Below are 11889 nucleotides of genomic sequence, written 5' to 3' on the forward strand. Positions count from 1 at the left end.
CTACAAGGCGAGTTTTTTTATTGTTGTTAAGTTGCGTATTACTTGATCAACACAGCAAGCGCCAAACCAATAAAGACCAGCATTCCGACGTAGTTATTATTCAGGAAGGCTTTGAAGCAAAGCTCTCTCTCACGACCACGCGCCAACCATTGCTGATAAACAAACAGCGCCGAAGCGGCCAACAGGAACCAGTAGTAAACCTGTGAAAGCCCGCTGAGGTAGCCCACCAGTACCAACAACAGGACCGTAATCAGTTGCAGGATACCAACGGCAATCTTGTCGAAGCGCCCAAAGAGAATGGCTGAAGATTTGATGCCGACTTTCAGATCATCATCGCGATCAACCATTGCATATAGGGTGTCATAAGCCACGGTCCATAACACATTGGCCAGAAACAACATCCACGCCACTGGCGGCAATTCGCCAGACTGCGCCGCATAGGCCATCGGGATCGCCCAGCTGAATGCCATGCCAAGCACCAACTGCGGCATATGGGTGAAGCGTTTCATGAAGGGATAGACAGACGCCAGCAGTGCAGCAACCACAGATAATTTAATGGTCAGCGGGTCAAGCGTCAGTACCAGCAGGAATGCGCCCAAAATCAGCAGACCAAACAGGGCTAATGCCTCTTTGGCGGTCACCAGTCCTGAAGGTAGCGGGCGGGCTTTAGTGCGTTTCACATGACCATCAAAGTTACGATCAGCAAAGTCATTAATCACACAGCCTGCTGCTCGCATCATAATAACGCCAAGTACGAAGACCACCAGTACGTGCAGGTTCGGCATCCCATCAGCTGCCAAAAACAATGCCCAAAGCGTTGGCCAAAGCAGTAACAAACTACCGATTGGCCTGTCCATGCGCGTTAATTGCCAATACGCTCTCGCCTTGGCCGCATCCATTTAGCCTTCCTCCTGATACACCGGCGCATCCGGCAAAAACAGCTCGGAGACCAGCATCGGCTTTTCATTGACCCACAAACGCGAACGGCGCGCCAGCAGGGTTTGTCCTTCTACCACAACAGTCGTCACTTCAATGGCATCACGACGGGCATTGGCCTGATTAAACACGCGCTGCCCCAAAGGCACCGCGCCAAGATCTGCAATGTCTTGCTCTTTTTCTGTCAGGGTCGATTTAGGCACCAAAGTACGTGCACATAGCCATGCATCCCCATCGCCAGACAGGACCACTTCACGCACCAAACAAGACTCTTCACCCAACAGGCTGAGCTCGTTCTCAGTCAGGGCAGATTGTTCTATTTCATGTAAGCCCAACACCTCAACGGCCAGCGTACGACAGTGCGCTTTCAGCCTTTCTGTCATCGAGTGGCGTTCCAGTAACCACGCCCCTTCGCGGGTAGTTTCAAGTGTTTGCCAGTCTGGCTCCTCCCACTTTGCATTCATGAGAGCTTGTAAGTGTAATTCCTTGAATTCTGACATGTTATCCTGAGCCAAAGAGCAAAAAAACCACAAAACTTTCGCCGAATCGGCCAATAGTGTTTAGTATTAATATACCTAAACCACTTAGAGATTCGGGCTTTAAGTGGTTTAGGTATATTGCGCTATTGTACAGGCTGTGCCCCTATTCGCGCAGCTAAACTACCATAAGAGATTGATGAAATCCGGGGTTTGGCAAAAACCATGAAAAAAAATATCACTGCTGTTTTCGCCTTAATCGTGTCTCTGCTGTTTTCCCTTCCAACCTTGGCTGAGGAAGAGAATGCCGCACAGTTCAGCTATTTTACGCTTGAGCCAGAGATCACCACTAACTTTATTACGGAAGGCCGCAAACTTGGGTTTATTAATGTCCGAGTTGACCTAATGGTGGATGACCCTTCACTGATACAGATGCTGGAATATCACCAGCCGCTGATCCGCGACACCATCATTGAAGTGTTGAGCCAGGAAAATGAAGTGCGTGTGAAATCCCTCTCCGGGCGCGAGTCGATTCGCAAAGCGTGTCTGGACAAGGTAAACGAAATGCTATTGGCGGAAACCAACCAGAAAGTCATTGCTGATCTGCTGTTTACAAAATACTTGTACCAGTAAGCGTTAAGAACTGAAAAGGCGGCCAGAGAGCCGCCTTTTGTTTTTTTGCTTTCCGGACTCAGGCCGTCGCGGCCTCATCCATTGCTGATGCGCCTGTGGAAATGTAGTCAGCAACCAGTTGTTGCTGTTCCTTAGAAAGGTACAAGCCCAGTTTGGTGCGACGCCACAGCAAATCTTCAGCATCCTGCACATATTCAGATGCCATCAGATACTCCACTTCGCGCTGTGACAGACCTTCACCGAAGTCGATACCCAGATCAGCAGCGGTCTTCGCGCCATTGAGCCATACCCAGACGCGACTACCATAAGTGATGGCCAGACGGTTAGACGTGAAATCATCCATCCACGGACATTCTTGTTTCAAGCGCTGCTGCACATCGTCGAAGCTTGAAATATCCTCACCACCAGGCAACACCTGATCTGCGGTCCAGTCTTCACCCATCTCAGGGAAGAAAGGCTCCAGCTTATTCACCGCTGCACGAGCCAGTTTACGGTAGGTCGTCAGCTTTCCACCGAAAATGGTCAGCATAGGCGCATCACCGCCATTGTCATCCAGATCGAGGGTGTAATCACGGGTGATGGCTTGTGGTGAGTCAGATTCATCGTCACAAAGTGGGCGCACGCCGCTGTAGGTCCACACCACATCATCCGTACTTAACTGATGTTTAAAGTGCTGGTTATAAACATTCAGCACATAATCGACTTCTTTCTGTTCAATCGCCACTTCACGTGGGTCGCCTTTGTATTCCACATCAGTCGTACCAATGATGGAGAAGCGGTCAAGATACGGCAGCACAAACACAATACGGCCATCTTCGTTTTGCAGGATGTAAGCGGCCTCTTCGTTATGGACGCGAGGCACGACCACATGGCTGCCTTTGATCAGGCGAATGCCGCGAGGCGATTTGAGCGAGGTGCTATCGTCATAGAAGGATTTCACCCAAGGGCCGGCCGCATTCACCAACACTTTGCATCGGCGACTGAAAACTTCTTGAGTCACAGTATCGAGGATATCCACGTCCCAAACGCCACCGTTTCTCTCTGCGCGCACGACCTTACAGCGGTTACGCACTTCCGCGCCACGCTCGGCTGCGTCCATGACATTCAGGATCACCAATCGCGCGTCATCGACCCAGCAATCTGAGTATTCGAAACCCTTTGTCATTTCAGGCTTCAGGACAGAATCAGCACCAAAACGAAGCCCTTTACTGGCGGGCAAGGTGGTGCGCTTTCCAAGATGGTCATACATAAACAGACCGATACGGATCATCCAGGCCGGGCGAAGATGTGGGCGATGCGGCAAACGAAAACGCATCGGCCAGGCAAGGAATGGGGCTTTTTTCAAAAGCACTTCACGCTCGGCCAAGGCTTCACTGACCAAACGAAATTCATAATGCTCGAGGTAACGAAGGCCGCCGTGAATAAGTTTGGAGCTGGCTGAAGACGTCGCAGAAGCAAAGTCGGCCGCTTCATAAAGGCCAACACTCAAACCACGACCAGCAGCATCCGCAGCGATACCCGCGCCATTAATGCCGCCACCGACAACAATCACATCCAACACGTCGTTATTTTGATTTTCTTTTGCCTGTTCCATTACACCCTCACGCTCATACGAACATTTTAACTTTCGTTTTCGAGCATTCTAGTACAAAAAAGCGCCATCCCCAATGACAAAATGAAGAAAAATCGCGCATTACGGGCATAAAAAAACCGCCATCAGGCGGTTTTGTTGTCGGAAAGGAAAATCATTCGACCATTTCTATTTGAGTTTCAGTATCTTGCAACCGCGCTTGCAGCGTTTCCGGTAAAGGCGCATTGGTGAAAAGCATATCGACCTGCGCAATATCACCAACGTTCACCATGGCACTTCGGCCAAACTTGGTGTGGTCAACGGCCAGCATGACTGAGCGGCTGTTCTCCATAATGGCTTGCTTCACACGTACTTCGTGATAATCAAAATCCAACAGGCTACCGTCGAGGTCAATACCACTGATCCCCAGAATGCCGAAATCCAGACGGAACTGGGAAATGAAGTCCAGCGTCGCCTCACCCATAATGCCTCCATCACGGTTGCGCACTTCTCCACCCGCCATGATGATGCGAAAGTCTTCTTTGGCCATCAGAATACTGGCTGCATTGAGGTTATTGGTCACAATGCGCAGATCTTGGTGGTTCAGCAGTGCACGCGCGACCGCTTCCGGCGTGGTACCGATGTCGATAAACAGGGTCGCACCATCTGGAATATGCGCCACAAGCGCCTGTGCCAACTTATTCTTGGCTTCGTGCTGCATAGCCTTACGGGCGTCATAGGCGGTGTTAACAGAGCTGGAAGGGATGGTGGCGCCACCATGCTGGCGACGGATTTTGTTCTCGGCCGCAAGTTCGTTCAGGTCGCGGCGGATGGTTTGGGGGCTGACATCAAAGTGAGCCACCAGATCGTCAGTGCTGACGTATCCTTTGCTTCGAACAAGATCGAGTATTTCCTGGTGGCGTAATGTCTGTTTCACGGCATCCCCTGCGAAAAAGTAAAAACCACACACAGTTTACGTGGCTGCACTGGGAATGCCAATCAGGCCAGTTCAAGGATGAGCAGAGCTCACATTACCTCGCCTTTCTCAGTTTGGCGTCTATGAATCCAAGCGCACAGCCTGACACTAAACCGAAAAGGTGCGCCATATTGGCAATGGCCATACCGAAGGGTTCGAAAAAGCCCACGGCAAGCCAAAGCAGCATAAAGCCGACATAGGCCGGTTCAATCGAAAGTCCCCGCTCTGGTGCCAAAGCCCCCATGAGCCACAAGTAACCCAACAACGCATACACGACACCGGACATACCGCCGAAAGCCGGGCCTTCAAAGGCGTACTGACCAAGGCCGGAGAAAAGTGCCGTCAGCAGAAAAAGCTGCATGAGCTTGGCGCTACCACTGTGTTTTTCGATTTTGCCGCCAAGCACCCACCACCACAGCAGGTTGAAAACGATGTGAGTCGCGGAGAAATGAAGCAAGGCGTGAGAGAACAGCCGCCAAAGTTGCCATTGCTGGTCGTCTGTCGCCGGGAAGTGGAGCAGAGAGAACACATCATTGCCGAAACCCAAAGTCAGCCCGGCATACACCACAATACACACCACCATGATAGACAGCGTGAAAGGCCCTGCATTTTGTTTGAGCGAAGTCAGCAGTCCCTGACGTGGATAGAAAAACTTGGCGGTGCGGCTTTCAGCCATGTTCCACGACGCTGCCTGATATTTCTCATCACCCGGGTTTTGAAGGAAAGCGGCGAGTTCAGCTTCTGCCTCAATCTGGTACTGGCTATCTGCCAGCCATAAGGCAAACTGCCCTTCCCCCTCTGGCATCATCTGAATCGCGATGTTCCTTGATGCCATGTAATCGATAAAAGCCTGCGCGGCTCGGGGGTTAGAAAGTGCAGTCAGCCTTATCATAGTACCTCTTCGTTGTTTTCGATCAGATGCCCGATTCCACCGGCAGGGATTGTCGGTGCCAGGCTTCGAATCCACCATCTACACTGTACACCTGCTCAAAGCCTTGGTTAATCAAATATTGTGCTGCGCCCTGACTGCTCACGCCGTGGTAACACATCACCAATACTGGCTGCTCGAAGTCCACTTCATTCATAAACTGCACAATGGAGTCATTGGTAAGGTGAAATGCGCCCTGTGGATGAGATAACTGAAATGACTGAGGATCCCGGATATCCACCATCACAGCGTGATGATCATCACCCTCCAGCATTGCCAAAGCGTCCGTTACAGAGATATGCGCAAATTGTTCCATGGGTTATTCCACTCCCGTCTGACCTGATCAATATACGTCTCCCGGCCACTTATGGCTCCAAGACACGTAAAACAGCATTGTACATGACTTTTTTCTTCACCATGCCATGGAGAATACAAGGACTTTGTATGCTTTTTCACCACCTGTGGAAAACACTGTGGATTGCGTTGATAAAGTATGATCTGAAAGCCGGATCCACTATATGTTGTGTTGATCGTAATAAAACTGTGGAAAACATTTTTATCGGAGCGATTTTGGAAGAATTTCAGGTACAAAAAAACCGACAATCTGTCGGTTTTCTTCAACGTATTCAGTAGGCAATCACAAAGCGTCGCCAACGGCTTCTTTCAGTTTACGCATCGCGTTCTTTTCAAGTTGACGGATACGCTCTGCAGACACCTGATAGTGATCAGCCAGTTCCTGCAAAGTGGCTTTGTTGTCATCGTCCAGCCAGCGTGAACGGATAATGTGCTGGCTACGCTCGTCGAGTCCGGACATGGCTTGTGCCAGGCGACGATTCGCGTGGTCTTCCCAGTTCTGTGATTCCAGGTTGGTCGCGACATCCGAGCTTTTATCTTCCAGATAGAAGACAGGAGCAACTGCACCGCCTTCACGCTCATCATCATCTGCGCCAGCGTCAAACCCAGCATCTTGCGCCGCAAGACGGGATTCCATCTCGCGCACTTCTGCCGCATCAACGCCCAGCTGGTCTGCGACCATATTCACTTCTTCGGCGTTGAACCAGCCCAGACGCTTCTTAGACTTACGCAGGTTGAAGAACAACTTACGTTGCGCCTTGGTGGTTGCGACTTTCACGATACGCCAGTTACGCAGTACGTACTCGTGAATTTCTGCTTTGATCCAGTGAACAGCGAAAGATACCAGACGCACACCCACTTCCGGGTTAAAGCGCTTCACGGCCTTCATCAGACCAATGTTACCTTCCTGCACCAAATCAGACACTGGCAATCCATAACCGGAATAACCACGGGCGATATGAACAACAAATCGCAGGTGAGACAGGATCAGGCCTTTCGCCGCATCCAGATCTTCCTCGTAGTGAAGACGTTCTGCCAGCTCACGCTCCTCGTCCGCAGACAGCATTGGGTAGCCGTTTACCTGCTGCAGATAGCTATCAAGGCTATCTTGGGAGATGGGGGCCAGTGCATACATCTCTGTTGTCATTTTCACCTCTTTTCGACTTTATCGAACTATTCTTCGCTTTCGAAGCGAACCAGATACTCTACTCGAGTTCAAAAAAACTGCAAGTAGGTACCATTTTGTGACCTGCTTTTATCGGATAGGTTCAAACATCAAACAGGTTCAATATCCCGCATATGTTTTGCTGCGGCGAGTCTGGCAGCCAGAAGGCCAATCAGTCCTGACACCATCAGCAAAATCAGCCCTTCTTCAAGGCTTAGTGCCGATAGCCTGAAACCGCTGCTATATAATGTAGCCAATTTTGCAACGGCTGCATCCAAAAGTAGGCTGTTTACCATAGTGACCAACCAAGCCACGATGGCCCCAGACAACGCCAGCCAAACGCCAGTGTATAAATAAGGGCGTAGGATGTAGCTGTCAGTCGCACCCACCAGCTTCATGACCTGAATCTCTTCTTTCTGGCTCTGTACCTGCAGGCGCAAGGTGTTGCCGATAATCAGGAACACTGCCATTAGCAATAGACCGGAGAACACCCAGGTTAATGTCAGCACCAGTGATTCAATGGCAGACAGACGTTGCAGCCAATCGCTGTCGAGACGCACTTCTTCCACCTCTGATGTGGCTCGCAATTTAGCGGCAAGGGCAGTCACTGCCGCCGCATCATCACTCGCAGGCGTCAACACCACTACCGCGGGCAGCGGGTTATCTTCCAGAAGGCTTACGGCTTCTTCAAACCCTTGGATCTGTCGAAGCTCGGTTAATCCCTGCTCCGGCGAAATAAATTCAGCAGTCGCCACTTCAGACCAGGCTGCAAGTTCTTCGCCAAAAGCTTCCGCGCGGCTTTCCGACACTGGGTTCAGATAGACCGTTAATTGATTGGGAGCCTGCCACTCTTGCGTCACTGCAACGACGTTTTTCGCCAGCATAAACAGCGTGGCCGGCAGTGCCAGTGAAAATGCAAGAGCAAGAACCGTAAGCAGGTTCCCTAGTGGTTTCGCCATTAAATCGCGAAACGCCTGACCGCCCTGCTGTTTGTGCACAGAAATGAAGTTAGCCACGTGTCACCTCCGACAAGTGACCCTGATTCAATTCAAAACGGCGCATGTCATACCGGTTGAGTAGCGACGTATCGTGGGTGGCCATCAATATGGTCACACCGACTTGGTTAAACTGGCGGAACAGTTCCATGATTTGCTGCGACAAATCTGCATCCAGGTTACCCGTTGGCTCATCAGCCACCAGCACCATCGGGCGGTTGACCACAGCACGGGCAATGCCCACGCGTTGCTGTTCACCACCGGAAAGCTGAATCGGCAAGCAGGCTGCCTTATCCAGCAAACCTACTTTATCCAGAGCCGCTGAGACACGTTTCTTAATGTCGTTTTCACTCGCCTGTTCGATGCGTAGCGGCAGTGCCACGTTGTCGAACACGCTTCTGTCCATTAGGAGCTTGTGATCCTGAAAAATCACACCGATGTGGCGACGCAGAAAAGGGATGTCTTTTCGCGCAATGCGTGAGATATCGTGGTCATTAAACAGAATTTGTCCGTCACTTGGCCGCTCAATCGCACACAGCAATTTCAGCAGGGTACTTTTCCCCGCACCTGAGTGACCGGTCAAAAACGCCATGTCACCCTTGGGTAAGTGAAAACTCACTTTTTGCAGTGCCTGCTGCCCACCGCGGTAGGCCTTACTTACCTGCTGAAACTGGATCACGCCTATCAGTCCTCCTGACTAAACAGAGCTTCGATAAAGTCTTCCGCCACAAACGGACGTAGATCGTCAATGCCTTCACCCACACCGATATAGCGGATTGGGATGTTGAATTGGTCAGCCACCGCGAAAATCACGCCACCTTTCGCCGTACCATCCAACTTGGTCAGAGTGATACCGGAAAGCGGTGCAATGTCGTTAAACAGACGCGCCTGACTGATCGCGTTTTGGCCTGTGCCTGCATCAATGGTCAGCATGATTTCATGTGGCGCATTCTCGTCGAGCTTTTTCATCACGCGGACGATTTTCTTCAGCTCTTCCATCAGGTTAGCTTTGTTTTGCAGACGACCAGCGGTATCGGCAATCACCACATCCACATTACGTGCTTTTGCAGCTTCAATCGCGTCATAGATCACTGATGCACTGTCCGCACCTGTGTGCTGTGCAATCACAGGAACGTTATTTCGATCGCCCCATACTTGCAGCTGTTCGACTGCGGCTGCGCGGAAAGTGTCACCTGCCGCCAGCATGACTGACTTACCCTGCTGCTGGAATTGCTTGGCAAGTTTACCGATGGTGGTGGTTTTACCCACACCATTCACGCCAACCATCAAGATGACGAATGGGCCATCTTTTTTCTCAACGTCCAGTGGCTTTTCCACCTTGCTCAGGATGTCTGCCATTTCTTGCTTGAGGATGCCGTAAAGCGCTTCACCATCCTTTAACTCTTTGCGAGACGCTTTGTCAGTGAGGCTATCGATGATCTTGGTAGTGGTGTCCATGCCCACATCAGCAATCAGCAACTGCTCTTCGAGCTCTTCAAAAAGCTCATCGTCAATTTTCTTACCGCTGAACAGACCAAAGAAACCTGCGCCCAGATTGACTTTAGTTTTCTGAAGGCCGCGTTTCAGGCGCGCAAAGAAGCCTTCTTTTTTCGGTTTTTCCTGCTCAGCCTGAGCCGCTTGCTCCGCAGCAAGACGCGCTTGTTCTTCCGCCTGCGCTTTCGCTTCAGCTTCTGCCGCCAAACGGGCTTGCTCTTCCGCTTGCGCCTTCGCTTCAGCTTCTGCCGCTAAACGGGCTTCTTCTTCCGCCTGCGCTTTCGCTTCAGCTTCTGCCGCTAAACGGGCTTGTTCCTCCGCCAGTGCTTTTGCTTCGGCTTCTGCTGCCAAACGGGCTGCTTCTTCTGCCTGCGCTTTCGCCTCAGCTTCTGCGGCTAAACGGGCTTCTTCTTCCGCCTGCGCTTTCGCTTCAGCTTCTGCAGCGACACGGGCTGCTTCTTCCGCCTGCGCTTTCGCTTCAGCTTCTGCCACCAGACGGGCTTGTTCTTCTGCCTGTGCTTTCGCTTCGGCTTCCGCCACCAAACGGGCTTCTTCTTCCGCCTGCGCCTTCGCTTCTGCTTCTGCCGCTAAGCGAGCTTGTTCTTCCGCCTGAGCTTTCGCCTCAGCTTCTGCCGCTAAGCGAGCTTGTTCTTCCGCTTGCGCCTTCGCTTCTGCTTCCGCCGCTAAACGGGCTTCTTCTTCCGCCTGCGCTTTGGCTTTGGCTTCGGCTTCTGCCGCTAAGCGCGCTTGTTCTGCGGCTTTTTGCTGAGCATCTTGTTCGTCATTTTTTCGGCCGAAACCCAGCCAGGACATAAATCCGCGTTTCTTTTTTTCTGCCATTGGCAAATCCTAAAGCTTGATTGGTACAATCGGCGCGATAACAGCGAGCTGATCTAAAACTGTGAACACTGCGCCTAAGTCAATGCAGTGTGGTAACGGTGGGTAAATGCATACCTATTCTCGACGCAGCAACCCCGGCGAAAGTGGCCAAAGCCCTTACGTCGCTAACTGAATAAGATTGGGGAAAATGCAGAGCCATTACCGAACGCGTATAGTCTAACACCTTCTTAGCGGTCAAAAAATCTATGGTACGACGTAACCCTAAAAACCCTGCGAACCGAAACATCGGTCGCGGTAATGCTTCAGCAGCAAATGCAGGAGGCGGATCGGGATTTGTCCGCATCATCGCCGGCAAGTGGCGTGGTCGCAAATTGCCGGTAAAAAACGTGGAAGGCCTGCGCCCCACAACAGATCGCGTGAAGGAAACGGTCTTTAACTGGCTGGCCGCAGATTTGTATGAAGCGCGCTGTCTGGATGTGTTCGCCGGCAGTGGCGGTTTGGGGCTGGAAGCCTTGTCCCGTCAGGCAGAGCAAGTGACACTGCTGGAGCTGGACAAAGGCGCAGCGACCCAAATCAGTCAGAATCTCAATACGCTGAAAGCGGATAACGCGACAGTGCACAATACTGATGCATTGTCGTATCTCTCCAATAAAGGGCAGCCGTTTGATGTGGTTTTCATTGACCCACCGTTTCGTAAAGACTTGCTGAGTGACATTATCAGCAAACTTGAGCAGAACGGATGGTTAAGCCACAACGCGCTGATTTACATTGAGGCGGAAAAAGAACTGGGACAACCGGTTGTGCCGACTCATTGGGACATGATTAAGGAAAAACATGCCGGACAAGTCAGTTTCCGGCTGTATCAAAGAGAGGAAAAATGAAAGCACTCATCCTGTTAGCAAAAGCGGCCATCGGCTTTGTCTGGTTTGTTCTGTTCGCCAATATCGTGCATCCGTTTCCGGGGGTGGCAGCGATGGCGCTATACATCATGACCGCTTTCCTGTTCTGTATGCACGGCCTGCAAATGCTGATCTTCATCGGTGCCTTCGGCGACAAGATCAACATGACGAAATGGGAGAAGTGGTCGATCCTATTTTTCGGGATCTTTGCCCTGCTCGATATTCGCCGCAAGTACATGGTTGGCGACAACGTGAAAGAATAAGATGAAAAAGGCCTCAGTAGAGGCCTTTTTCACGTCAGCTCGCCGCAGTTTAGTGATTACAGACCCGCGCTTCATTGACTGAAATCGCACCCATGTCTTCAAAGATTTTTTTGCGACGACGTAGAAACTCCAGCACTTCGCTGAAAGAAAGTCCTTGTTGGCTGCAGGTATGAAAACGCGCACTCGCAACCCATTGACCATCGACCCAGTGAGTCAGCGCCTGTTCGGACATTGGCTGTTGCTTGAGATGATTAAGGATCTCATGCACATGAATTGATGCAGGCATGTTGGCTCCACTCCATTAGTCATTGCGCATATAGAATCACAGCGACGCCTACAGAATCTTGATATAAAGCAAAG

Annotated in this window: 14 protein-coding genes; 3 read left to right on the forward strand and 11 right to left on the reverse strand. The window is 51.2% G+C overall.

The window, feature by feature from the left end:
* Window positions 1-38: 38 nt before the first annotated feature.
* Window positions 39-899, reverse strand: coding sequence for a 4-hydroxybenzoate octaprenyltransferase (gene ubiA, locus D515_RS01415; RefSeq protein ID WP_002535404.1), 861 nt, complete (start codon window positions 897-899; stop codon window positions 39-41).
* A complete protein-coding gene (locus D515_RS01420) occupies window positions 900-1436 on the reverse strand; it encodes a chorismate--pyruvate lyase family protein (RefSeq protein WP_002535407.1) in 537 nt (178 codons plus the stop codon).
* 201 nt (window positions 1437-1637) lie between these two features.
* On the opposite strand from D515_RS01420, the gene D515_RS01425 reads away from it, so the two are divergent.
* Window positions 1638-2045: a flagellar basal body-associated protein FliL gene (locus tag D515_RS01425; protein WP_039849444.1), complete on the forward strand. Its 408-nt coding sequence runs from the start codon at window positions 1638-1640 to the stop codon at window positions 2043-2045.
* 58 nt (window positions 2046-2103) lie between these two features.
* Here D515_RS01425 and glpD read toward each other — a convergent pair whose 3' ends face one another.
* The 8 genes from glpD to ftsY form a co-directional block, all read right to left on the reverse strand.
* On the reverse strand, window positions 2104-3639 hold the full coding sequence (gene glpD / locus D515_RS01430) for a glycerol-3-phosphate dehydrogenase (RefSeq protein ID WP_002535410.1): 1536 nt from the start codon (window positions 3637-3639) through the stop codon (window positions 2104-2106).
* Between the two features lie 151 nt (window positions 3640-3790).
* Window positions 3791-4552: a DeoR/GlpR family transcriptional regulator gene (locus tag D515_RS01435; protein ID WP_039849445.1), complete on the reverse strand. Its 762-nt coding sequence runs from the start codon at window positions 4550-4552 to the stop codon at window positions 3791-3793.
* Between the two features lie 94 nt (window positions 4553-4646).
* A complete protein-coding gene (glpG, locus tag D515_RS01440; RefSeq protein WP_002535413.1) occupies window positions 4647-5483 on the reverse strand; it encodes a rhomboid family intramembrane serine protease GlpG in 837 nt (278 codons plus the stop codon).
* 22 nt (window positions 5484-5505) lie between these two features.
* Window positions 5506-5835 (reverse strand): thiosulfate sulfurtransferase GlpE, encoded by a 330-nt coding sequence (glpE, locus tag D515_RS01445; protein WP_002535414.1) that lies wholly within the window; start codon window positions 5833-5835, stop codon window positions 5506-5508.
* A gap of 321 nt (window positions 5836-6156) precedes the next feature.
* Window positions 6157-7020, reverse strand: a complete 864-nt coding sequence (gene rpoH / locus D515_RS01455; protein WP_002535417.1) for an RNA polymerase sigma factor RpoH — start codon at window positions 7018-7020, stop codon at window positions 6157-6159.
* 128 nt (window positions 7021-7148) lie between these two features.
* A complete protein-coding gene (gene ftsX, locus D515_RS01460) occupies window positions 7149-8054 on the reverse strand; it encodes a permease-like cell division protein FtsX (RefSeq protein WP_002535421.1) in 906 nt (301 codons plus the stop codon).
* Entirely contained in the window at window positions 8047-8712 is a 666-nt protein-coding gene (gene ftsE / locus D515_RS01465) for a cell division ATP-binding protein FtsE (protein ID WP_002535423.1), read from the reverse strand. The genes ftsX and ftsE overlap by 8 nt, the downstream gene beginning before the upstream one ends.
* Before the next feature lie 5 nt (window positions 8713-8717).
* Window positions 8718-10367, reverse strand: a complete 1650-nt coding sequence (gene ftsY / locus D515_RS01470; protein ID WP_002535425.1) for a signal recognition particle-docking protein FtsY — start codon at window positions 10365-10367, stop codon at window positions 8718-8720.
* A gap of 245 nt (window positions 10368-10612) precedes the next feature.
* Here ftsY and rsmD point away from each other — a divergent pair, with 245 nt between their 5' ends.
* The gene (gene rsmD / locus D515_RS01475; RefSeq protein ID WP_002535426.1) at window positions 10613-11248 is read left to right on the forward strand and encodes a 16S rRNA (guanine(966)-N(2))-methyltransferase RsmD; all 636 of its coding nucleotides are present in this window, start codon (window positions 10613-10615) and stop codon (window positions 11246-11248) included.
* On the forward strand, window positions 11245-11529 hold the full coding sequence (locus D515_RS01480) for a DUF1145 domain-containing protein (RefSeq protein ID WP_002535427.1): 285 nt from the start codon (window positions 11245-11247) through the stop codon (window positions 11527-11529). The genes rsmD and D515_RS01480 overlap by 4 nt, the downstream gene beginning before the upstream one ends.
* A 49-nt stretch (window positions 11530-11578) precedes the next feature.
* On the opposite strand, the gene D515_RS01485 is transcribed toward D515_RS01480, so the two are convergent.
* Window positions 11579-11815 (reverse strand): YecH family metal-binding protein, encoded by a 237-nt coding sequence (locus D515_RS01485; RefSeq protein ID WP_002535428.1) that lies wholly within the window; start codon window positions 11813-11815, stop codon window positions 11579-11581.
* Between the last annotated feature and the right edge of the window lie 74 nt (window positions 11816-11889).

Origin of the sequence: Grimontia indica, from assembly GCF_000333895.2 — a bacterium.
Classification (GTDB): Bacteria; Pseudomonadota; Gammaproteobacteria; order Enterobacterales; family Vibrionaceae; genus Enterovibrio; species Enterovibrio indicus.

Excerpts from the sequence above, each read along its gene's own strand:
- rsmD (WP_002535426.1), top strand. The coding sequence starts at position 10,613 with ATGGTACGACGTAACCCTAAAAACCCTGCGAACCGAAACATCGGTCGC.
- D515_RS01485 (WP_002535428.1), bottom strand. The coding sequence starts at position 11,815 with ATGCCTGCATCAATTCATGTGCATGAGATCCTTAATCATCTCAAGCAA.
- D515_RS01420 (WP_002535407.1), bottom strand. The coding sequence starts at position 1,436 with ATGTCAGAATTCAAGGAATTACACTTACAAGCTCTCATGAATGCAAAG.
- glpE (WP_002535414.1), bottom strand. The coding sequence starts at position 5,835 with ATGGAACAATTTGCGCATATCTCTGTAACGGACGCTTTGGCAATGCTG.
- glpG (WP_002535413.1), bottom strand. The coding sequence starts at position 5,483 with ATGATAAGGCTGACTGCACTTTCTAACCCCCGAGCCGCGCAGGCTTTT.
- glpD (WP_002535410.1), bottom strand. The coding sequence starts at position 3,639 with ATGGAACAGGCAAAAGAAAATCAAAATAACGACGTGTTGGATGTGATT.
- ftsY (WP_002535425.1), bottom strand. The coding sequence starts at position 10,367 with ATGGCAGAAAAAAAGAAACGCGGATTTATGTCCTGGCTGGGTTTCGGC.
- rpoH (WP_002535417.1), bottom strand. The coding sequence starts at position 7,020 with ATGACAACAGAGATGTATGCACTGGCCCCCATCTCCCAAGATAGCCTT.
- D515_RS01425 (WP_039849444.1), top strand. The coding sequence starts at position 1,638 with ATGAAAAAAAATATCACTGCTGTTTTCGCCTTAATCGTGTCTCTGCTG.
- ubiA (WP_002535404.1), bottom strand. The coding sequence starts at position 899 with ATGGATGCGGCCAAGGCGAGAGCGTATTGGCAATTAACGCGCATGGAC.
- D515_RS01480 (WP_002535427.1), top strand. The coding sequence starts at position 11,245 with ATGAAAGCACTCATCCTGTTAGCAAAAGCGGCCATCGGCTTTGTCTGG.